Origin of the sequence: Qipengyuania sp. NPDC077563 (assembly GCF_044901345.1) — a bacterium.
GTDB classification, from domain to species: domain Bacteria; phylum Pseudomonadota; class Alphaproteobacteria; order Sphingomonadales; family Sphingomonadaceae; genus Qipengyuania; species Qipengyuania aestuarii.
The window spans coordinates 341,918-361,476 of sequence record NZ_JBJDPC010000002.1; the positions used below are offsets into that span (position 1 = coordinate 341,918).

At 63.8% G+C, this 19,559-nt stretch carries 21 protein-coding genes; 12 read left to right on the plus strand and 9 right to left on the minus strand.

What is annotated here, in order from left to right:
• Positions 1–135: 135 nt before the first annotated feature.
• A complete protein-coding gene (locus tag ACI2I1_RS07490) occupies positions 136–909 on the plus strand; it encodes a tetratricopeptide repeat protein (protein ID WP_404678605.1) in 774 nt (257 codons plus the stop codon).
• Between the two features lie 17 nt (positions 910–926).
• Entirely contained in the window at positions 927–2,279 is a 1,353-nt protein-coding gene (locus tag ACI2I1_RS07495) for a PQQ-binding-like beta-propeller repeat protein (RefSeq protein WP_247710637.1), read from the plus strand.
• A gap of 18 nt (positions 2,280–2,297) precedes the next feature.
• On the opposite strand, the gene ACI2I1_RS07500 is transcribed toward ACI2I1_RS07495, so the two are convergent.
• The 3 genes from ACI2I1_RS07500 to ACI2I1_RS07510 are packed head-to-tail and all read right to left on the minus strand — an operon-like array spanning position 2,298 to position 4,791.
• Positions 2,298–2,600, minus strand: a complete 303-nt coding sequence (locus ACI2I1_RS07500; RefSeq protein WP_221541960.1) for a putative quinol monooxygenase — start codon at positions 2,598–2,600, stop codon at positions 2,298–2,300.
• 23 nt (positions 2,601–2,623) lie between these two features.
• Complete coding sequence (locus ACI2I1_RS07505) at positions 2,624–3,994, minus strand: glutamate--cysteine ligase (RefSeq protein ID WP_404678606.1); 1,371 nt, start codon at positions 3,992–3,994, stop codon at positions 2,624–2,626.
• 41 nt (positions 3,995–4,035) lie between these two features.
• Complete coding sequence (locus ACI2I1_RS07510; protein WP_404678607.1) at positions 4,036–4,791, minus strand: 16S rRNA (uracil(1498)-N(3))-methyltransferase; 756 nt, start codon at positions 4,789–4,791, stop codon at positions 4,036–4,038.
• 130 nt (positions 4,792–4,921) lie between these two features.
• On the opposite strand from ACI2I1_RS07510, the gene ubiA reads away from it, so the two are divergent.
• The 3 genes from ubiA to ACI2I1_RS07525 are packed head-to-tail and all read left to right on the plus strand — an operon-like array spanning position 4,922 to position 6,913.
• Positions 4,922–5,839 (plus strand): 4-hydroxybenzoate octaprenyltransferase, encoded by a 918-nt coding sequence (ubiA, locus tag ACI2I1_RS07515; protein ID WP_404678608.1) that lies wholly within the window; start codon positions 4,922–4,924, stop codon positions 5,837–5,839.
• Positions 5,839–6,459, plus strand: coding sequence for an SOS response-associated peptidase (locus ACI2I1_RS07520; protein ID WP_404678609.1), 621 nt, complete (start codon positions 5,839–5,841; stop codon positions 6,457–6,459). The genes ubiA and ACI2I1_RS07520 overlap by 1 nt, the downstream gene beginning before the upstream one ends.
• Before the next feature lies 1 nt (position 6,460).
• Positions 6,461–6,913, plus strand: a complete 453-nt coding sequence (locus ACI2I1_RS07525) for a tRNA (cytidine(34)-2'-O)-methyltransferase (RefSeq protein ID WP_404678610.1) — start codon at positions 6,461–6,463, stop codon at positions 6,911–6,913.
• Positions 6,914–6,972: 59 nt separating this feature from the next.
• On the opposite strand, the gene ACI2I1_RS07530 is transcribed toward ACI2I1_RS07525, so the two are convergent.
• On the minus strand, positions 6,973–7,344 hold the full coding sequence (locus ACI2I1_RS07530; protein ID WP_224811228.1) for a VOC family protein: 372 nt from the start codon (positions 7,342–7,344) through the stop codon (positions 6,973–6,975).
• 127 nt (positions 7,345–7,471) lie between these two features.
• Here ACI2I1_RS07530 and soxR point away from each other — a divergent pair, with 127 nt between their 5' ends.
• Together soxR and ACI2I1_RS07540 are read left to right on the plus strand one after the other, a co-directional pair.
• Positions 7,472–7,909, plus strand: a complete 438-nt coding sequence (soxR, locus tag ACI2I1_RS07535; protein ID WP_404678611.1) for a redox-sensitive transcriptional activator SoxR — start codon at positions 7,472–7,474, stop codon at positions 7,907–7,909.
• 61 nt (positions 7,910–7,970) lie between these two features.
• Positions 7,971–8,543, plus strand: coding sequence for a sulfite oxidase heme-binding subunit YedZ (locus ACI2I1_RS07540; protein WP_404678612.1), 573 nt, complete (start codon positions 7,971–7,973; stop codon positions 8,541–8,543).
• On the opposite strand, the gene ACI2I1_RS07545 is transcribed toward ACI2I1_RS07540, so the two are convergent.
• The 3 genes from ACI2I1_RS07545 to ACI2I1_RS07555 form a co-directional block, all read right to left on the minus strand.
• Complete coding sequence (locus tag ACI2I1_RS07545) at positions 8,528–9,034, minus strand: hypothetical protein (RefSeq protein WP_404678613.1); 507 nt, start codon at positions 9,032–9,034, stop codon at positions 8,528–8,530. The two genes, ACI2I1_RS07540 and ACI2I1_RS07545, sit on opposite strands and share 16 nt — an antisense overlap.
• 83 nt (positions 9,035–9,117) lie before the next feature.
• On the minus strand, positions 9,118–9,645 hold the full coding sequence (locus tag ACI2I1_RS07550; RefSeq protein ID WP_404678614.1) for a SixA phosphatase family protein: 528 nt from the start codon (positions 9,643–9,645) through the stop codon (positions 9,118–9,120).
• Complete coding sequence (locus ACI2I1_RS07555; protein WP_404678615.1) at positions 9,642–12,392, minus strand: ATP-dependent DNA helicase; 2,751 nt, start codon at positions 12,390–12,392, stop codon at positions 9,642–9,644. The genes ACI2I1_RS07550 and ACI2I1_RS07555 overlap by 4 nt, the downstream gene beginning before the upstream one ends.
• 101 nt (positions 12,393–12,493) lie before the next feature.
• On the opposite strand from ACI2I1_RS07555, the gene ACI2I1_RS07560 reads away from it, so the two are divergent.
• A complete protein-coding gene (locus ACI2I1_RS07560; RefSeq protein ID WP_404678616.1) occupies positions 12,494–13,600 on the plus strand; it encodes a mechanosensitive ion channel family protein in 1,107 nt (368 codons plus the stop codon).
• A gap of 14 nt (positions 13,601–13,614) precedes the next feature.
• Here the strand turns inward: ACI2I1_RS07560 and ACI2I1_RS07565 are convergent, their stop codons facing one another.
• Positions 13,615–14,319 carry a TetR/AcrR family transcriptional regulator gene (locus ACI2I1_RS07565; protein ID WP_404678617.1) on the minus strand — a complete coding sequence of 235 codons (705 nt, stop codon included), beginning with the start codon at positions 14,317–14,319 and terminating at the stop codon, positions 13,615–13,617.
• 101 nt (positions 14,320–14,420) lie between these two features.
• Here ACI2I1_RS07565 and ACI2I1_RS07570 point away from each other — a divergent pair, with 101 nt between their 5' ends.
• The 3 genes from ACI2I1_RS07570 to ACI2I1_RS07580 all read left to right on the plus strand — a co-directional run bounded on the left by ACI2I1_RS07570 (position 14,421) and on the right by ACI2I1_RS07580 (position 18,176).
• A complete protein-coding gene (locus tag ACI2I1_RS07570; RefSeq protein ID WP_404678618.1) occupies positions 14,421–15,296 on the plus strand; it encodes an NAD(P)H-binding protein in 876 nt (291 codons plus the stop codon).
• 11 nt (positions 15,297–15,307) lie between these two features.
• Positions 15,308–16,192, plus strand: coding sequence for an oxidoreductase (locus tag ACI2I1_RS07575; RefSeq protein ID WP_404678619.1), 885 nt, complete (start codon positions 15,308–15,310; stop codon positions 16,190–16,192).
• 355 nt (positions 16,193–16,547) lie between these two features.
• Positions 16,548–18,176: a lysine--tRNA ligase gene (locus tag ACI2I1_RS07580; protein ID WP_404678620.1), complete on the plus strand. Its 1,629-nt coding sequence runs from the start codon at positions 16,548–16,550 to the stop codon at positions 18,174–18,176.
• Positions 18,177–18,192: 16 nt separating this feature from the next.
• Here the strand turns inward: ACI2I1_RS07580 and ACI2I1_RS07585 are convergent, their stop codons facing one another.
• A complete protein-coding gene (locus ACI2I1_RS07585; RefSeq protein ID WP_404678621.1) occupies positions 18,193–18,861 on the minus strand; it encodes a prolyl hydroxylase family protein in 669 nt (222 codons plus the stop codon).
• Between the two features lie 100 nt (positions 18,862–18,961).
• Between ACI2I1_RS07585 and ACI2I1_RS07590 the strand changes: the two genes are divergently transcribed.
• Entirely contained in the window at positions 18,962–19,516 is a 555-nt protein-coding gene (locus tag ACI2I1_RS07590) for a cytochrome b (protein WP_404678622.1), read from the plus strand.
• Positions 19,517–19,559 lie beyond the last annotated feature (43 nt).

Consider the following 19,559-nt stretch of genomic DNA (forward strand, 5'->3'; position numbering starts at 1 on the left):
CAGCTTTGCCTTTCATGTCGGGTTCACGCGGGCGGGGACAGGCAGTGGCGTGATTTGCCCTAGGCATTGCTCATTCGCGGCGGGGTGCCTAAAGACCCGCGCAACCGAATTTCAAGGACCGGAGACCGCGCCGCAGTGGCACGCACACCCAAGACCGAACTGAGCCGCGAAGAGAAACGGGCGAAAGCCGATGCGGCCGAACAGGAAGCTCTGATGCGCGAGGTGGACGATGCCGTCCGCCAGGGCGATCTCGAAAGCTTCATGGGCACTTATGGCAAGGCTCTTCTTGCAGTTGTCGTCCTCGGCCTCGCTGCCTTTGGCGGATATCTTTACTGGCATAACCAGCAGGAAGCCGAGATCGAACGGTCGAGCGAACAGCTCGTCACCGTGATGGATCAGCTGGATGCCGGAAACATCGAAGCCACCGCCGGCCGCCTGGACGGCTTCGAAGGGTCCGGCACTCCTGCAGTAAGTGCAAAGATGCTTTCGGCCGGGATCGCGGCTGAGGAGGGCGATACTGCCAAGGCCGGGAAGCTGTTCGCAGAAGTGGCCGGCAACGAATCCGCTCCGCAGGCGCTCCGCGATCTTGCGACCGTCCGGCGCACCGCGACCCTATTCGACAGCATGAAGCCTGAAGACGTCATCGCGGCGATGAAGCCGCTTGCAGTCCCGGGCGAGCCTTTCTTTGCCAGCGCCGGTGAATTGCTGGCCCACGCCTATCTTGCGCAGAACAAGCGGAGCGAGGCGGGCGCCCTTTTCGCGCAGATCTCGCGTGACGAGAATACACCCGAATCGGCCCGTGCCCGCATGTTGAACATGGCCGGTATCCTGGGTGTGGATGCTGTCGACGATGTTCAGGACCTGCTCGATACACAGCGGGTTAACGATCCCTCGCCCAGCGGCGAGTGACACGAAACGGAAATTTGATGAGCCAGACCATGACCAAGACCATTTTGCGCAGCGCGCTTCTATCAGCTGGCACGCTCGCCCTTGCGGCTTGCAGCGGCGGCCTGTTCGGCGGGGGTGACGGCAAGAAGACCACACCGACGCTTGGTGAACGCCAGCCGATCCTGTCGCGGATCGAAAGCGGTGCCAAGGTGGATCCGGCACTGGCTGGAACTGCTGTGGTGCTGCCCGCAGCGCAGACCAATGCGGCATGGGGCCAGGCGGGTGGCACAGCCAGCAAGAGCTACGGCCACCTGGCTCTCTCAGCGACGCCTACGCAGGCTTTCACGGCGCAGATCGCAGGCTCCAGCAACAAGCGCCGTCTTGGCGCTGCGCCCGTTGTCGGCGGCGGCAAGCTGTTCGCTGTAGGCACCGACGGTCAGGTCACGGCGTTCGACGCGCAGACCGGTGCCAGAGTGTGGAGCTATCAGGCCGATCTTACCGATGATATGCGCCCCTCGGCGTTCGGCGGCGGCGTGAGCTTCGACAACGGCAAGATCTATGGCACCGATGGCGCCGGCAATGTTTTTGCGCTCGACGCCAGTAATGGCGCGCAGCTCTGGAAAGTGAAGCCCGGCGGCCCTTTGCGCGGATCGCCGACCGTCGCTTTCGGAAATATCTTCGTGATGAGCCAGGACAATCAATTGTTCGCGCTCAATGCGGCCGACGGCAAGCTGGCGTGGCAGGAGTCCGGCTCCACCACCATGGCAGGCGTATTCGGTGTCGCCGCGCCGGCAGCCGGTAACGGTACGGTGGTCAGCGGTTACACTTCGGGCGAACTCGTGGCTTATCGCTATGAAAACGGCCGCAGCCTGTGGGCCGATGCCCTGGCGCGTACGTCGATTTCGACGCAGGTCGGCGCCTTGTCCGATATCGACGCCGATCCGATCATCGACAATGGTCAGGTCTTCGCACTGGGCCAGGGCGGCCGCATGGCGGCCTACGAGCTGGTCACCGGCCAGCGCCTGTGGGAACTCAACGTAGCCGGTATCAGCACGCCCGCGATTGCCGGTGACTGGATTTTCGCTCTCACCGATGATGCGCGTATGATGGCAATCGCCCGCAGCACCGGCAAGGTGCGCTGGCTGACCCAGCTTGCCCGTTTCGAAAACGAGGAAAAGAAGAAGAATCCGATCTTCTGGCAGGGACCGGTTCTCGCAGGTGGCAACCTGTGGGCGGTCAATTCGGACGGTGAAATCTGGACGGTCAGCACCGGTGAAGGCTCTGCTTCGCTTTACCGCGAACTGGGCGAGCCGATCAGTCTGCCCCCGGTTGTGGCCAACGGCACGCTTTACGTTCTGGACGACAGCGGCCGCATTACCGCTTTCAGATAGGCCTGAGGCCTGGCGGGGTCAGCCGAGGGGCTGGCCCTCGTCGGTTTCATATACTCTGAAATCGCGGGACAATGGCGGATTGGCCGCCATGAATTCCTGAAACTCCGCCATGTGAGCCGAGCGGCCGTGTGCATCTAGGGCGGCCTGATCGCGCCAGCGTTCGAACAGGATCAGCCTGTCGGGATCGGCGAGATCGCGCGCGAAAGCGTAATCGAGGCAGCCATCTTCTGCCCGGCTGGCGCGGACCATATCGACCAGCGCCTTCTGCATCGCTGCATCGAGCGTGCGGCCCAGTTGGATGGTTCCGTTGATCTGGATCATACCGCTTAGTCCCTAGTAGTTGATTAGAAGCTGTATTTATAGACGCGGCTGATGTCGCCGTTCCATTCGCCGTTATAGCGGTCGAGCAGTACCTGGGCCGGAACCTTCCCGGTCGCCACGATCTCGTCGAGTGTTTCGAGGAAGCCGGTCTCGTTGTCTCCCGAAGAATTCAGGCGCGCGCGGGTAGCAAGGCCTGACCGGGCGATCGCGAGGACCTCTTTCGCGAGATCGCGCAGCTTGCCTCCGCCCGGTATGGCCGCGTCCAGCGCTTCCTTGGGGACGGCGTTACGGAGCGTCTCACGCTCTTCCATCGTCCAGTCCTTGACCAGATCCCATGCCGCATCGAGCGCGGTCTGATCGTAAAGCAACCCGACCCAGAACGCGGGCAGGGCACAGATCCGGCTCCACGGCCCGCCATCGGCACCGCGCATTTCGAGGAAGCTTTTCAGGCGAACTTCCGGGAACGCGGTCGAAAGATGGTCCCACCAGTCGCTTTGCGTGGGTTTCTCGCCCGGCAGGACTTCGAGCTTGCCCTCGAGAAAATCGCGGAAACTGAGGCCCGCAGCGTCGATATATTTGCCGTCCCGGAAGACGAAATACATGGGCACATCGAGCATGTAATCGGCCCAGCGCTCGTAGCCGAAGCCATCTTCGAACACGAATGGCAGCATGCCCGTACGGTGCGGGTCGGTGTCCGACCAGATATGGCTGCGATAGGAGAGATAGCCGTTCGGCTTGCCCTCGGTGAAGGGGGAATTGGCAAACAGCGCAGTTGCCAGCGGCTGGAGGGCGAGGCCGGTGCGGAACTTCTGCACCATGTCCGCCTCGCTCGAATAGTCGAGATTGACCTGAATGGTGCAGGTACGCAGCATCATGTCGAGCCCGAGGCTGCCGACGCGCGGCATGTGCCGCTTCATTATGTCGTAGCGCCCCTTGGGCATCATCGGCAATTCTTCACGGGTCTTGTCGGGCCACATGCCGAGCCCGAGAAAGCCGACCTCACAGTTCTCGCCCACCTTCTTGACCTGCTCGAGATGGCGTCCGGTCTCGGCGCAGGTATGGTGCAGGTTTTCCAGCGGCGCGCCCGAAAGCTCGAGCTGGCCAGCCGGTTCGAGGCTGACCGTGCCATCGTCGCCGCGCATGGCGATGACCTTGCCGCCTTCTTCGACCGGTTCCCAGCCGAATTGCCGCAGGCTCATCAGGATGTCGCGGATGCCGCCGGGTTCGTCATAGGACGGGGCGCGGTGGTCGCTTCGGTGAAAGACCAGCTTCTCGTGCTCGGTTCCGATTCGCCATGCCTCTTTCGGCTTTTCGCCCCCTCGCATCGGCGCAACCAGCTGGTCGCGGCTTTCGATGATCGGATCGTCCTTGGCAGAGGTGTCGCGCGTGCTCATAGCGCTCGCGTTAGGCAAGCCGACCTTGCGAGGAAAGCAATTTATTCCTCCCCGATCCAGTCCCCCGCTTCGGCCATCCATACGGCTATTCCAGCGAGCGCCGCCGTTTCCCCGCGCAGGATGCGGGGGCCGAGGCTGATTGCGCGGACCGACGGATGGGCGCGGATCGCCGCGCGTTCCTGATCGGTGAAGCCCCCTTCCGGCCCGGTCAGCAGGGCGGCAGGGCCATCGGCATAGCAGAATGCGTCTGCGGCCGCTTCGCCGCCTTCCTCATCGGCGAAAAACAGGGTCCGGTCCTGCGGCCAGTCGCGCAGCAGCGCGTCGAGCTTCTTCGGCTCGGTAACGTCCGGCAGGGCGGTGCGGGCGCATTGTTCGGCTGCTTCGGTGACGATCGTGTTCGCCCGTTCCGGATTGAGCTTGTCGGCCACGCAGCGACTGGTGACAACCGGCTGGATGCGCGCGACGCCGAGTTCGGTCGCCTTCTCCAGAACCAGGTCGAAACGGTCCTTCTTGAGCAGGGCAGCGCAGAGCCAGAAATCGGGCACTTCCTCGCGCGGGCGCAGGTTCTCCCGCGGGGCCAGCGTAACGTGACGCTTGCCAGCGTCGATCACCTCGGCGGCCCATTCGCCGGTCCGGTTGTCGCACAGGATCACGGTGTCGCCCGGTGCGATCCGCATCACCTTACCCAAATAATGCGCCTGATTTCCCTCGACCCGGATTTCGCTCGCGTCGGAGAGGGTTTCATCGACGAACAGGCGGGGGGCACTCTTGGGCGGCCAGGCGGGTGTTGCAGACATGGTGGCGCTCCTAGCCGACATGGGCATAGGCGCGAAAGCGCGAATGCTCCCTTCAATACGGTAGCCGGAGGTAAGCTGCATCACCAAAGCGGGGATGACGGGGCGGGGCGGGAGCGCTAGGAGCCGTGCGATGTCCGAACCCGTCGCTCCGAACGATATCGTCCCCGACACCGAGCATCGGGGGCTGACGGCCCGCCTGCCGCAGCGCCCTCGCGATCTTGCCCAGCTGGCGCGCTTCGACCGCCCGATCGGCTGGTGGTTGCTGTTCTGGCCCTGCGTCTGGGGTGTCTGGCTTGCCGGGGCCGGGTGGCAACTGGCGTTGCTTGGTTGGATGCTGCTGGGCAGCATCGCCATGCGCGGAGCGGGCTGCGTCTATAACGACATCGTCGATGCCAAGCTCGATCGCCAGGTCGCGCGTACCGCCAGCCGACCGGTGGCGAGCGGACGGGTATCGAAAAAACTGGCATGGGGATGGCTTCTTGCCCTGAGTTTCGTGGGGCTGGTGGTGCTGCTGCAATTGCGGTTCGAAGCGCAGCTGATCGCCTTGGCGAGCCTCGTGCTTGTGGCCGCCTATCCCTTCATGAAGCGGATTACCTGGTGGCCGCAGGCCTGGCTCGGGCTTGTGTTCACCTGGGGGCTGCTGGTCGGCTGGACCCAGCTGCGCACGGATAATCTCGATGCGCTTGCGGCCATGTATGCTGGCGCGGCCCTGTGGGTGATCGGTTACGATACGATCTACGCCTTGCAGGATCGCGAAGACGATGCGCTGGTGGGCATCCGCTCTTCCGCGCTGAGGCTGGGCGGCCATGTGACGGGAGGGGTCGCTCTGTTCTATGCGGGCGCAGTGACGCTGTGGGCACTGGCCTTCTGGCTCTACCGCGCGGACTGGGTGGCGCTGCTCGCGCTCATCCCGGCGGCTGGCCATCTGGCGTGGCAAGTCGCGACGCTCGATAGCGGCGATCCGGCCAATCCGCTCGAACGCTTTCGCTCCAATCGCTGGACGGGTGCCCTGGTCGCCGCCGCCTGCTTCGTGGTGGGAAATGCCTGATGTGCAATCTTTACCGCATGACCAAGAACAAGAACGAGGTCGCTGCCTGGTTCGATGCGATTAACGACCTTGGCGGCGCAAACACCGCTGATGAAGTCTTTCCCGGCTATCCGGGGGCAGTGGTTGCCGATGGCCGGCTGATGCAGATGAGCTGGGGTTTCCCGCTGGTGCTGAAGGGCAAGAGCGGCCAGCCGCTCAAGCCCAAGCCAGTCAACAATGCGCGGACCGACAAGCTCGACAGCGCTTTCTGGCGCGCAAGTTTCGAGCAGCGTCGCTGCCTGATCCCGGTAACCGCATGGGCGGAAGCCGAAGGGCCGAGCGGTGGCAAGACGCGTAGCTGGCTCAGCCGCCCGGATGCTGAGCTGTTTGCGGTTGCGGGCATCTGGCGAGATACCGATGAATGGGGAAAGTGCTATTCCATGGTGATGACCGATGCCTGCGGCGTGGCGGCACAATGCCACACGCGCATGCCCGTGTTGCTGCAGAGGGCGGATCATGGGCGTTGGACCGGAGGTACGCCGGACGAGGCCCATGCCCTGTGCCGGCCATGGGAAGGCGAGCTTGCGCTGGATCGGACGCGTGAGCCGTGGTCCGGCCGGGGCCAGATGGGATTGCTCTGACATGCGAATTGCCCTTTTCGAGCCTGAAATCGCGGGCAATGTCGGTGCCGTCATGCGCCTTGGCGCGTGCATGGGCGCGGGCATCGACCTGATCGAGCCGCTCGGCTTTCCGTGGGAGGACAAGCGGGTGCGCCGCGCCGCGATGGATTATATCGACCATGTGGAAGTGGTCCGACATTCATCCTTCGAGGCGTTCCGAGAGGCCCGGCAGGGCAGCCGCCTCGTGCTCTTCACCACGCGCGCCACGCAATCGTCCTATGCTTTCGATTATCGGGCGGATGATATCTTGCTCTTCGGCAAGGAAAGCGCCGGGGTCACCGACGATGTGCGCGCATCGGTCGACGCGAGTGTGCGCCTCCCGATGCGGCCGCAGGTGCGCTCGCTCAATCTCGCGACGAGCGCGGCAATCGCCCTGACCGAGGCTTTGCGGCAGACCGGGACCCTTCCGGCCTAACATTGCGCTGAGGCTTCCTGGCGGAAGAAGCCGCAAACAAGGGGCAGCGCAGGATGATGTCATTCATAGCTGACCACCTCGAATTCAATGCCGTCCCAATCGAAGAAATAGAACCGCCTGCCCGGCTCGTAATCATCGTGGCCGAATGGTTCGAGACCATGCCGTTTGACTATGGCTTCCGCGGCATCGAGATCGGATACGGTGAAAGCCACGTGGTTGAGCGGGTTGCCCTTGGTGTACCCTCCCGAAACGTGATCGCCAGTATATAGCGCGATGTAGTCATGTTCTGCCCCGACATGGACCGAGCGCCCGTATTTCATCGAAGGACCGCGCCACCGCTCCTTCCAGCCGAGCATATCCATCAACAAAGCGGCGCTGCGTTCGGGATCGGTTACCGAGATGTTGGCATGTTCGAGGCGTCCGGTAGGCATCGTGCATCTCCTTTAATTTGCGCCGCGCCCCTTCCGGGTGAAGAGGCTGCGACAAAAGCGATGCACAACTCTATGCAACCTCAAGCTGACTTGAGGTCAAGCATGAATGAATCTATCAGCGTGATTGATGAAAGCGAACGACCTACTGCCCATTGGCGAACTCGCCCGCCGCACCGGCCTCTCCGTGTCTGCGATCAGATATTACGAGGAGAAGGGACTTGTCGAAGCGCTGCGTACGCGCGGTAATCAGCGCCGCTTTCCGCGGAGCGACATCCGGCGCTTGAGCTTTATCCTGATCGCCCAGCAACTCGGCCTGTCGCTCGGTGAAATCGAGGAATCCCTGGCCGCGCTGCCGCAGGGGCGCACGCCCAATGCAGCCGACTGGAAAAACATCAGCGGAGAGATCCGCCGCCGGATCGATGCGCGGATCGCTTCGCTAGAGAAAATGCGGGAGGATTTGGACGGTTGTATCGGCTGCGGCTGCCTGTCGCTGAAAAAATGCGCGCTCTACAATCCGCAGGACGAATGGGGAAAGACGGGTAGCGGGCCGCGGGTCTTGCGATAGGGCAGCCCTGCCAGCATAGCGGCCGACTTATCGCATGATCGGAAGTCAATTGACGTCAGCATTGAAATCCCGCCCGTTTCTCTGGTTCGTCCTCGCCCTGCCGGGGCTGTGGATCGTGTGGCGCTGGGTCTTCACGCCCGATGCTTATGGCTATGGCCATGCGATCGGCGATACGGGCGACTGGGCCGCATGGCTGCTGCTGGTGACCTTGGCGGTTACTCCGGTTCGCCTGCTCTTCCGCAAGCGCAAATGGGCGCAGTGGCTGATGAAACGCCGCCGCGATCTGGGCGTGGCAAGCTTCGGCTATGCGCTGATGCATACCGTGATCTATCTCTGGAAGAAGGGTTCGGCAGAACTGGTTCTGGCCGAACTGGATCAGCGGTTCATCGTGGTGGGCTGGCTCGCCTTCGCGCTGTTTCTACCGCTGGCGCTGACTTCGAACGATTCCTCGATGAGGGCGCTGAAACGCAGGTGGAAGACCTTGCACCGGCTGGTCTATCCTGCTGCCGTGCTGACCTTCCTGCATTGGGTCTGGTCGGCATTCGACCCGACCACGGCCTGGATCCACGTGGGTATCCTGGCCGCGATCGAGGGTCTCAGAGTGCTGTTGCAGCTACGTCAGAGAGTGACGTAGTTGCGGAAACGGGCAACTTCCGCTTCGTCGACATATTTGCCGATTTCGCGGTTGAATTCGTTCATGTCTTCATAGGGTCGATATTCCATGAACTCATGCTCCATCTTCTCGGTCATGCCGGGGATGAGCTTGATGTCTTCTTCGCTGCCGGTGTTGAGATTGACCGGAACGAACAGCGTTTCGCGCAGTGTCGCAGCCTGATCTTCGTCAAGCGTTTCCATGAGGACGGTGTTGAACGCGGTGACGTTTTCATAGGGCTGGCCGGCCACGATGGCTGCGGCGAGCTCGGGGGTCACGCCGTCCATTGCGGCTAGCTGCTCTTCGGTAACGGTGTTGGCATCCATCACCGTGGTTGCGGCGGTGGTTTCCGCCGTGTCGGCAGCAGGTGCTTCAGCGGTCGCGGTTTCGTCGGTCGCTTCGTCATTCGCGCCCGAACAGGCGGCAAGGGCCAGCGCCGAACCGGCAAGGACGGTGAAAGTCAGTTTACGCATTGTCATTCCTCTTATTGCGAAGGGCTCGCATTAGCAGGTTCAAGGCGTAATGAAAGGGAAGTCTTTCCTCTATTCATGCGCCTTCAAAATTCGGGGCCGAGTTCGGGATCGAGATCGCGCGGCCGAGCGAAATGGACCAGTTTCCCGCACCCTTCGCGCAGCTGCGACCAGTCGTCGATATCCAGTTCGAACACGGCGAAACTCGCGGTGGGGAATTTGACCTTCGCCTCGTCGAACAGCGCGTTTTCGTTTTTAGGTGCCACGAGTTCGAAAACCATGTCGCCGAAGCCGGGATTATGGCCGGCTACCAGAAGCGATCCGGCGTCATTGGCGGTTTCGCTGATGACGTCCATGATGGTTTCGGTGCCGGCAAGATAGAGGCGGTCGTCCCATTCGGCCGCCGGTCCGATCGCTGCCTGTTCCAGCGTGGTCTTCACCCGCTTCGCGGGGCTCGCCACCAGCCTTTCCCACTTAATGCCGTGATCGCGGATATGCTGGCCGATCAGTTCCGCGCCCTTGCAGCCGCGCTTGTTCAGGCCGCGGTCGAAATCGCGCTTGTCGCTCTGGCCCCAGTCGGACTTGGCATGCCGCAACAACCCGAGGACTTTCACGATTCTTCCTTTTCCGCTGGAGCCGTGTCGGCATCGGCATTGTCTCCAACACCCTTCGTCACGCGCTGTAAAGCTTCCGCAAGCGTCAGGCGTATAATGGGCGTGCCCTCGGGGAAGGCCGACAGCAGGCGGCTGGGGAAGGCGGGGGACAGGACCACGAAATGACCCGAATCCTCGCGGCTGCGGATCAGGCGGCCGAAAGCCTGTGCAAGCCGCGCCCGAATGATGCGGTCGTCATAGCGCTGCGCCCCGCCGGCCTCTTCCGCCGCGGCGGCCCGGCGTGCGCGGTGAAGGATGGTGGGGCGGGGCCACGGCACGCTTTCCATCACCACGCAGCGCAGGCTGCGGCCGGGCACGTCCACCCCGTCGCGCAGGGCATCGGTGCCGAGCAGGCTGGCGCGCGCATCGTCGCGGAAGATGTCCGTCAGCGTGCCGGTGTCGATCGGGTCGACATGCTGGGCATAGAGCGGCAGGCCCGCGCGCGCCAGGCGGTCGGCGATACGGCCATAGACCGCCCGCATCCGGCGGATCGCAGTGAACAGCCCCAGCACGCCGCCGTCACAGGCTTCGATCAGCCGGGCATAGGCGCCCGCAAGTGCCGGAATGTCGCCCCGCTTGATATCGGTGACGATCAGCACTTCGGCGCGGCCCGCATAATCGAACGGGCTGTCCGCCTGCGCCGTCCTGGGCATGAGTTCGAGATGCGGCGCGCCGCTCTTGGCGATCGCGTGTGGCCAGTCGGGCCCGGTTTCGTCGCGGTCGGTCAGTGTGGCGCTGGTCAGCATGACGCCATGTGCGGGTTCCAACACGACCTTGGCGAACGGCTTCATCGGGTCGAGCCAGTGGCGATAGAGACCCACATCGAATTCGCGGGCATCGTTGCGGTCCACTGCAAGCCAGTCCACGAATTCGGGATCTGCCGGCCCTCCCAGCCGCCCCAGCAGCGCTTCCCACGCGGCGATCAGATCGATGCGCCAGCTGAGCGAATGCCGCGCACCTTCGATCCGCGCCCGGCCCTGACCATCGAGCCAGTCGGGAGCGTCCTCCAGCACGGCCTCCAGCCGCCCGGCCAGCTTGAGCAGGGGCGTGCGAAGCTGCGCCAGCGCCTGCGCGGCGGTGCCCGCGGCCTCCACCAGTTCGCCGGGAAGCTGCGAGGTTTCGGTCTCGATGCCGTAGCCCGCCTCCTGCCCGCTCTCATCGCGCGCATAGGTGGTGGCGCGAACCTGCGCGAGCAGCGCCTCGAGCGGGCCCGAAGGCGAGCTTTCCGCCAGCCGGCCGAGCCAGCCATCGGAAGGCAGGGCCTCGGCAGCCTCGACGGCGGCCTCCACTGCTTCTCCGCCAGCCTCGTCATAGCTCGCAACATCGGCCAGACGCGCCGCCAGACCGCGCCGTCGGCCGCGCGAATTGCGCTCCGGCCCGATGATCCAGCGCCTGAGTTCGATCGCTTCCTGCCCGGTCAGCGCGGCCGAGAATGTGCTGTCTGCGGCATCGAACACGTGATGCCCTTCGTCGAACACGATGCGGGTAGGGCGGCTGGCAAGATCGCGCCCGCGCGCCGCATTGACCATCACCAGCGCATGATTGGCGATCACCAGATCGGCCTGCGCCGCATTGCGCGCGCTGCGTTCGATGAAACACTTCCGGTAATGCGGGCAGCCCGCATAGACGCACTCGCCGCGCTGGTCGGTCAGCGCCGCGATCCCGCGCTTGCGGAACAGCGTGCCCAGCCAGCCGGGCAGATCCCCGCCGATCATGTCGCCGTCCTGCGAATAGGCGGCCCAGCGCGCCACCAGATGGGCCAGGATCGCCGGGCGCCCGGCAAAGCCGCCCTGCAGCGCATCTTCCAGATTGAGCAGGCAGAGGTAGTTCTCGCGCCCCTTGCGCACCACCACGGGCGGCGAGCCATCGGGCCGGCGGGCAGGCCAGGCCCGCGTGCTTTCGCGGCGCAGCTGGCGCTGGAGGTTCTTGGTATAGGTGCTGACCCAGACGGTCCCTCCCGATGCGCTCGCCCAGAGCGAGGCGGGGGCGAGATAGCCCAGCGTCTTGCCGATCCCGGTGCCCGCCTGCGCCAGCAGGATATGCGGGCGTTTCTGCCGGTCGCGCGGGGAGAAGACATGCCCCGCACCGCGCGCGAACAGCCGCTGCCCTTCGCGCCGCTCCGCGCCTTCGCCGGTCAGCCGTTCGAGATGCGCCTCGATCTCCGGCTCCTCGATCAGAACCTGCGAGGGCTGGGGCCGTTCTGGGGTTTCCTCCCATTCGGGCAGCCGGGTGAAGAGCCATTTCTCCGCCCGCTCCGGCCTGCGGATATGCGGGGCGAGCACATTGGCCCAGGGCCAGCGCAGCCGGGTGAGCGATTGCAGGGTGGACCACGCCCCCTCGCGCTCCGCCCAGTCCTCGCTTTCGCAGGTGGCGATCAAGGCGCCAGCCGCATTCTGCAGCAGGAGCGGGACCGCCGCATCGTCGGCGGGTTCTTCCAGCCCCAGCGCATGGGCCAGCCCCTTGGGCGTCGGCACGCAGAATTTCGCCGGATGGACGAAGGCGAACAGTTCGAGCAGATCGAGCCCCGAAAGGTCGGGATAGCCCAGCCGGCTCGCCACCAACGGCGCGTTCAGCAGCAGCAGCGGCGTGTCCGCAGCTGCCATCACCGCTTCGCCCTTGGAACAGCCGCGCGTCGATCCGTTGGCATCCCGCAGCCAGGTCCCGGCGTGGCTGGCGTGAAGGGAAGGGAGGGGCAGCGGCTGGCTCACAGCTGCGCGTTAGAACACAAACGGAACGGGGGGCAAGGCCCGTACCCGGCGAAGTTTCTTTCGCACTTGCAGCATAATTGTTGATCCCATAGCCTTGGCCCATGCCTCAGTGGATAAACGAACATCTCGCTTTCCTCCCCTGGTGGGTCGCCGTCGGCCTCGTGGCGCTGGTCACCATCACTGCCGCGGTTCTGGTCCATGCCGCCGCTTTCGGCCTGCTGCGCCGTTTTGCCCGGTCGAGCGAAAGCCAGTCCGACAATATCGTGGTGCGGAAGCTGGCCCAGCCCAGCCGCTGGGCGATGATCATACTGGCGCTGGTCGCGGTTTCGTCGATCTTTCCCGTGCTGCACGAAATCTGGGACCGGATCGGCGGGGTGGTCATGCCGCTTTTCATCGGCTGGATGGTGCTGGCGATCCTTCACGCGCTGGTTGAAGTCGCCATCCTGAGGAATGACGATTCCATGGCCGACAATCGCCGTGCGCGCCGCCGCCGCACCAAGCTCGCGCTGTTCAATCGCATCGCCACCTTTATCATTGTCTTCGTGGTGATCGGCCTGATGCTGCTGGCGATCCCGGGGGTGCGCGATATCGGCGTGACACTGGTGGCTTCCGCCGGCCTTGCGGGTCTCGCAGTCGGCGCGGCAGCGCAGCCGGCGCTCAAATCGCTGATCGCCGGGGTGCAGATGGCGCTGACCGAGCCGGTGATCGTGGGCGATGCCGTGATAATCGCAGGCGAATGGGGCTGGATCGAGGAAATCCGCACGACCTATGTCGTGGTCAAGGTGTGGGACGAACGGCGGCTGGTGGTGCCTACCTCCAAATTTCTCGACGAGACGTTCCAGAACTGGACCAAGACCACCGCGCAGCTGATGGGCACGATCATGGTCTATGTCGATCCGGTCACCCGGCTCGATCCGATCCGGACGAAATTCGAAGAGCTGGTCGAAAGCAATGCCCGCTGGGACGGGCGGGTGAAGCACATGCAGGTCACCGAGCTGACGCGCGACGCGATCGAGGTTCGCTTCCTCGTCACGGCCAAGGATTCCCCGACGCTCTACGACCTGCGCTGCGATATCCGCGAAGCGCTGATCCAGTGGCTGGCGGTGGAAATGCCCGAAGCCATCGTCCGCAGCCGCCTGGCCCCGGTCGCCCCGCTGGACATTAGCGGCTTTCCCTCAGGCGAAGCATTGCAGCAGATGGCGCGGTAAGCGCCTCCCTCTCCTCAGCGCTCTACCAGCCGCTCCAGCCATTCGCCCAAAAGCGCGCGTTCCGCCGTTGACAGCGCTTCAGCATTGTCGATGTGCGCGCGCAGGGCGATGGCGTGGGACACCGGGCCGGATGCTTGCGAAGCTGCCGTCTCGTCCACGATCGCAGCAATCGCCGCGTCACGGGTCAGGGCAAGCATCTGCTCGTCCCGTTCCTCGGGCGGCAAGGCCAGAAAGGTGGTCACGATGCCGACGGCGGATGCATGGACGAGTGCGACAGACCGCTCTTCCGCGACACGAAGCCGGCCAGCCCGCGCGATCTGCGCCACGCGGCGGCGCAGGGCCGCCATCCCGGCCAGCGACGCAGGCGACTGCGCCAGGGGCGAACCGATCTCGTTCATGATCGCGAATACCTCCGGATTCTCGAGCCCGAAGGCGACATAGCGGCTCCACCCCCGCCGCAGCTCCTCGACCGGATCGGGATGCGGCTGATCGGCTTCCTTTTCCGCCACGAACCGCGCCAGCCTGTCTTGCGCCACGGCGTCGAGCAGCCCGCGCTTGTCGCCGAAGATGCGGTAGAGCGTGGGCGGCTGGATCGCCGCTTTCGCCGCGACCGCGCGCGTCGTCAGCGCAGCGGTTCCGCCGCTTGCGATCAGCTCGGCAGCAGCATCGAGCACGGCCCGCCTCGTATCGGTATCGGTGTCGGTGGCGTCCATCGTCATGACCAATCATTATCGACGATACGGGAACAATGATAGCGCCGATTGCGTATTGCTGATATCGCTGATAACTGAAAAGCGATATCATTGGAAGGAATGCAGCCATGATCTTGGTCACAGGCGCCAATGGCCATCTTGGCCGCGCAATCGTCGAACATCTTTCGCAGCGCACAGCGCCGGCGCATATCATCGCCGCTTCGCGCGAGCCGGATTCGCTCTCGCCGCCCGATGGCGTCGCCGTGCGGCGCGCCGACTTCGCCGATCCGGCCAGTCTGCCCGAGGCTTTTGCCGGGATGGATCTGATCGAGATCGTCTCGGTCGACAAGCTCGGAGAGGAGGCGCGCAGATTGCACCGTAATGCGATCGTCGCAGCCAGCGACGCTGGCGTCGAACGCATCTTCTACACCTCCCATGCCGGCGCTCGCGAGGGATCGCTCTTTCCGCCCGCCGACCAGCACGCCAGGAGCGAAGCGGACCTCGAGGCAAGCGGCACGCCGTTCACGGCGCTGCGGCATGGCTTCTATGCCGAGAGCTGCCTGCAGATGATCGGCGAGGATCTGAAGGGCAACAAATTGCGCGTGCCTGAGGATGGCCCGGTCTGCTGGACCGCCCGCGATGACTTGGCACAGGCGGACGCGGCACTCCTCGCGGGCGAGGCGACCTTCGACGGGGCGACCCCGCCGCTGACGGCGTCGCGCGCTTGGACCATGGCCGAGATTGCTGAGATCGCCTCGCAGATCACCGGCCGCGCGATTCGCCATACCGTCGTGTCGGACGCGGAATGGAAAGCGGCGAAGGTCGATGCCGGCGTGCCCGAACACTACGCCGAAATGCTGCTGGGCACCTTCCGCGCCTCTCGCCGGGGTGATTTCAGCACGGTGGACCCGGCGCTTGAAAACCTCCTCGGTCGCAAACCCACACCGCTACGTGACGTGCTCGCTGCCGCGCTGGCTCCGGCCCCCCAAACCAATCACGCATAAAGGAATTGCCAATGCTTACGACAGCCAACGCCATCGCCAATTCGGGCACCTTCGCCTTGGGCCATCGTACCGTCCACCGGATGGGTTACGGCGCGATGCAGCTTGCCGGACCGCATGTTTTCGGCCCGCCGAAGGATCGCGAGGGCGCGATCGCCGTGCTGCGCGAGGCGGTGGCGCTCGGCATCGACCATATCGACACGAGCGACTTCTACGGCCCGCACCACACCAACCGCGTGATCCGCGACGCGCTTGCCCCCTATCCCGAGAATCTGACGATCGTCACCAAGCTCGGCGCGCGCCGCGATGACGAAGGTGCCTGGCTCCCGGCGATGGAGCCGCAGGAACTTATCGATGCGGTCGAAAGCAATTGCGACAATCTCGGGATCGAGCGGATCGAAATCGCGAACCTGCGGCTGATGTTCGGCGAAGGCGACGCGGGGCCCACTCCCGGCGATGTGAGGCCGATGCTCGAACCTCTCATCGCGCTGAAAGATCGTGGCCGGATCGGCGCGCTGGGGATCAGCAACGCCTTGCCCGAACAGGTTGAGGCGGCGCGCTCCATGACCGAGATCGCCTGCGTGCAGAATATGTATAATCTCGCCAATCGCGGCGACGACGATCTGATCGATCACCTCGCGGGTGAGGGGATCGCTTATGTCCCGTTCTTCCCGCTCGGCGGCTTCGATCCCCTGCAGTCGGACACACTGGAAAGTGTGGCAAAAGACCTTGACGCAACACCAATGCAGGTCGCGCTCGCCTGGCTGCTGCAGCGGTCACCAAATATCCTGCTGATCCCCGGCACGAGCTCGGTCGATCACCTGCGTCAGAACGTCGCAGCAGCCAATCTGCATCTTCCTGAGGAAGCTGTGGCCACGCTGAACGGAATTGGGAAGTAGACGCCTGCTTTCCGCCTAAAGTCGGCTTCCGGGCTCCGTGAAGTGCTCCTGTGAGACACTGAGAATCTCGCGCAAAGCGGCCCGGACGCCGATGTTCGAAATGATGTGATGTGCTGGCTGCCGTACGGCCATGACCCGCACCTATCCACTTTCCTACACGCACAGGGCCGATTAGCCACGAGCGCGTGAGTCGTCCCGCATCCCATTCTTCGAGCACCACTTCGGGGAGCTTCTCAACCGCCACCGATTTTGCCCTCTGGACCGTGCTCCATGTGCTCCATCCTGTAGGATTTGCCGAGAGGGAATCCGACATTTGGCACTTGCAACCACGGCGGCCAGCGGCAAGAGGGTGCGCATGAGCATGACCGATCTTATCGAAGCCGCCCGCGTGTCCAAGGCCTGGCCGTTCCAGGAGGCGCAGCGGCTGCTCAAACGCTATCCGAGCGGGGCCAAGCCCGACGGATCGCCGGTCGTGTTCGAGACCGGTTATGGCCCCAGCGGCCTCCCGCATATCGGCACTTTCCAGGAAGTGCTGCGCACCACGCTGGTCCGCCGTGCCTTCGAGGCGATGATCGGCGCGAAGCCCGAAGACGGCAAGACGCGCCTGATCGCCTTCAGCGACGATATGGATGGCCTGCGCAAGGTGCCCGACAATGTGCCGAACCAGGCGCTGTTGCAGGACAACCTGCATCTGCCGCTGTCGCGCGTACCCAATCCCTTTGACACCGAATACGACAGCTTTGCCGCGCACAACAATGCGCAGTTGCGCGCCTTTCTCGACCAGTTCGGCTTCCAGTACGAGTTCATCGCGGCGAGCGACCGCTACAATTCCGGCGCCTTCGACGAGGCGCTGCGCCAGGTCTTGCGGACCAATGACGCGATCCTCGACATCATGCTGCTGACCCTGCGCGAGGAACGGCGCAAGACCTATTCGCCGGTCCTCCCGGTCAGCCCGCAGACGGGCCGCGTGCTGCAGGTGCCGGTCGAGGTCGTCGATGCGGAAGCCGGGACCATCCGCTTTACCGACGAGGATGGCGCGGTGGTCGAGCAATCCGCGCTTGGCGGCATGTCCAAGCTGCAATGGAAGGTCGACTGGGCAATGCGCTGGTACGCGCTGGGCGTCGATTACGAGATGTACGGCAAGGATCTGACCGACAGCGGCGTGCAGTCTGGCAAGATCGTTCAGGCGCTGGGCGGCCGCAAGCCCGAAGGCCTGATCTACGAGCTGTTCCTCGACGAAAAGGGGGAGAAGATCTCCAAGTCGAAGGGCAACGGTCTGACCATCGAGCAGTGGCTCGATTACGGCAGCGAAGAGAGCCTGGGCTTCTACATCTTCCCCAATCCCAAGAGCGCCAAGCAGCTGCATGTGGGCGTGATCCCGCGGGCGGTGGACGATTACTGGCAGTTCCGCGAGCGGCTGGCCGAGCAGGAGCTCGACAAGCAATTGGGCAATCCGGTGTGGCATCTGGCCCGCGCGAATGGCGGGTTCGAGGCGGCGGAAGCGCCCGGAGCGGGCGACAGCCTGCCGGTGACCTATGGCCTGCTGCTCAACCTTGCCAGCGTGCTGGGCGCGGAAGCCAGCGAGGAATCGCTGCGCGACTATCTCGAAAGCTACATCGGGGCGGGCCGGATCACGCCCGAACTCGACACGCTGATCGGCACGGCGGTGGCCTATACGCGCGACTACATCGTACCGACCCTCTCGAAGCGCGCGCCGACGGCGAACGAGGCGGAGGCGCTCAAGGCGCTCGATGCCTATCTCGCCGACGCGCCCGCCGATACGAGCGCGGAGGATCTGCAAACGCAGGTGTACGAGATCGGCAAGCGCGAGGAATACGGTTTCGAGAACCTGCGCGACTGGTTCAAGGCGCTTTACCAGACGTTGCTCGGCAGCGATCAGGGGCCGCGCATGGGCAGCTTCATCGCGCTTTACGGGATCGAAAACAGCCGCAAGCTCATCGCCGAGGCGCTGGCGCGCGGCTGACGGCCCCGATCTGCGCCTATTTGTGGGCGCGCGTGCGGTACCATTTGGTCAGCACGTATTTGGAGCCCTCGATGACCGGCGTGCCGGCGTGCATGGTGTCGAGGTTGGGCGTGCCATCCGGGCTGGCGTTGTTCCAGATGAGAAGCACGCCGGGCTTGGGCTCGATCGAGGCGCCGACATGGGTGAAGTGGGTATGCCCACCCTGCGGCACCTTGTTGAGGAATGCCATAGCCGTCCAGCACCGCTGGCCGCCGCGCTTGCGCTCTTCCTTCCAGTATTCCTGGTCGGTGTAGAACCAGTCGTTATGTGGCTTGAATTCCTGACCCGGAAGATAGCGCTGGCCCTGGATCGCCTCGCCATTGACGGACGGCAGGCCCAGCAGATCGTCGATCCGGCGTGACACGCCTTTGACGAAGGGATCGTTGGGGTGGAAATTGCCCGAATAGGAAGTGCGGAACTTTTCGATATAGGCGGTCTCATGCAACTCGCTCGGCCGTGCCACAACGTCGATCATTGTGATGAACCGGCGGCATTCCTCCGGGCTGAGGAAATTGGCGACTGCAAAAATCTCGGCCTTGTCGGTCGGCACCTTGTAGATGTCGGGATCGCTCTCCAGTCGCTGGCGTACCTTGGCACCGATGCGCTTGAGGGCATCCTGATCGGGAATCGTCGTGGTCTTCGTCATGATCAGAATCTTAGCGACCGGGCCTGCCACTTCAACCCATCTTGCAGGCGGGCGAGACTAGGCTAACGTTCGCCGATAAAGTTGGGAAAGGAAGTTATATATGAACACCGCCGATTCCGCGCGCCGTTATTCGGTTGGTGCGATGATCTTTCACTGGGTCATTGCCGTCGCCGTAATCGTGAACTGGCGGCTCGCCGAAAACGCGCATCACGCGCAGTCGGGGGCGGAAAGCGCGGCAATTTTTGCCAATCACAAGGCGCTGGGTATCCTCATTCTAGTGTTGACCGTCGGCCGTCTGCTGTGGCGCTGGACCCACCCGGTACCGCCGCTTCCATCCGATCTGGCGCAGTGGGAAAAGACGCTCGCCCGCGCAGTACACGTCATCTTTTACGTATTGCTCATCGCGTTGCCACTCGGCGGCTGGATCGCCAATTCGCTGGCCGGGCGCGAGATCGACATGTTCGGCCTGTTCACCATTCCGCCGCTTCCCGTGGGCGACAATCCGGATGCAGCAAAATCGATCTTCAGCATTCATGCGACGGGTGGCAGCATCTTCATCTATCTGATCGCGCTCCATATCCTTGGCGCGCTCAAGCATACCTTCTTCGACAAGAACGGCGGTATCTTCCGCATGCTTCCCTTTGGCAAAGCCTGACCAACACCACAGAAAACCCCCGCCGGTTGCCCGGCGGGGGTCT

Bases quoted from the DNA above. Each gene is read 5' to 3' on its own strand.
- ACI2I1_RS07495 (WP_247710637.1), top strand. From the start codon at position 927: ATGAGCCAGACCATGACCAAGACCATTTTGCGCAGCGCGCTTCTATCA.
- ACI2I1_RS07500 (WP_221541960.1), bottom strand. From the start codon at position 2,600: ATGATCCAGATCAACGGAACCATCCAACTGGGCCGCACGCTCGATGCA.
- ACI2I1_RS07505 (WP_404678606.1), bottom strand. From the start codon at position 3,994: ATGAGCACGCGCGACACCTCTGCCAAGGACGATCCGATCATCGAAAGC.
- ACI2I1_RS07510 (WP_404678607.1), bottom strand. From the start codon at position 4,791: ATGTCTGCAACACCCGCCTGGCCGCCCAAGAGTGCCCCCCGCCTGTTC.
- ubiA (WP_404678608.1), top strand. From the start codon at position 4,922: ATGTCCGAACCCGTCGCTCCGAACGATATCGTCCCCGACACCGAGCAT.
- ACI2I1_RS07520 (WP_404678609.1), top strand. From the start codon at position 5,839: ATGTGCAATCTTTACCGCATGACCAAGAACAAGAACGAGGTCGCTGCC.
- ACI2I1_RS07525 (WP_404678610.1), top strand. From the start codon at position 6,461: ATGCGAATTGCCCTTTTCGAGCCTGAAATCGCGGGCAATGTCGGTGCC.
- ACI2I1_RS07530 (WP_224811228.1), bottom strand. From the start codon at position 7,344: ATGCCTACCGGACGCCTCGAACATGCCAACATCTCGGTAACCGATCCC.
- soxR (WP_404678611.1), top strand. From the start codon at position 7,472: ATGAAAGCGAACGACCTACTGCCCATTGGCGAACTCGCCCGCCGCACC.
- ACI2I1_RS07545 (WP_404678613.1), bottom strand. From the start codon at position 9,034: ATGCGTAAACTGACTTTCACCGTCCTTGCCGGTTCGGCGCTGGCCCTT.
- ACI2I1_RS07560 (WP_404678616.1), top strand. From the start codon at position 12,494: ATGCCTCAGTGGATAAACGAACATCTCGCTTTCCTCCCCTGGTGGGTC.
- ACI2I1_RS07565 (WP_404678617.1), bottom strand. From the start codon at position 14,319: ATGACGATGGACGCCACCGACACCGATACCGATACGAGGCGGGCCGTG.
- ACI2I1_RS07570 (WP_404678618.1), top strand. From the start codon at position 14,421: ATGATCTTGGTCACAGGCGCCAATGGCCATCTTGGCCGCGCAATCGTC.
- ACI2I1_RS07575 (WP_404678619.1), top strand. From the start codon at position 15,308: ATGCTTACGACAGCCAACGCCATCGCCAATTCGGGCACCTTCGCCTTG.
- ACI2I1_RS07580 (WP_404678620.1), top strand. From the start codon at position 16,548: ATGAGCATGACCGATCTTATCGAAGCCGCCCGCGTGTCCAAGGCCTGG.
- ACI2I1_RS07585 (WP_404678621.1), bottom strand. From the start codon at position 18,861: ATGACGAAGACCACGACGATTCCCGATCAGGATGCCCTCAAGCGCATC.
- ACI2I1_RS07590 (WP_404678622.1), top strand. From the start codon at position 18,962: ATGAACACCGCCGATTCCGCGCGCCGTTATTCGGTTGGTGCGATGATC.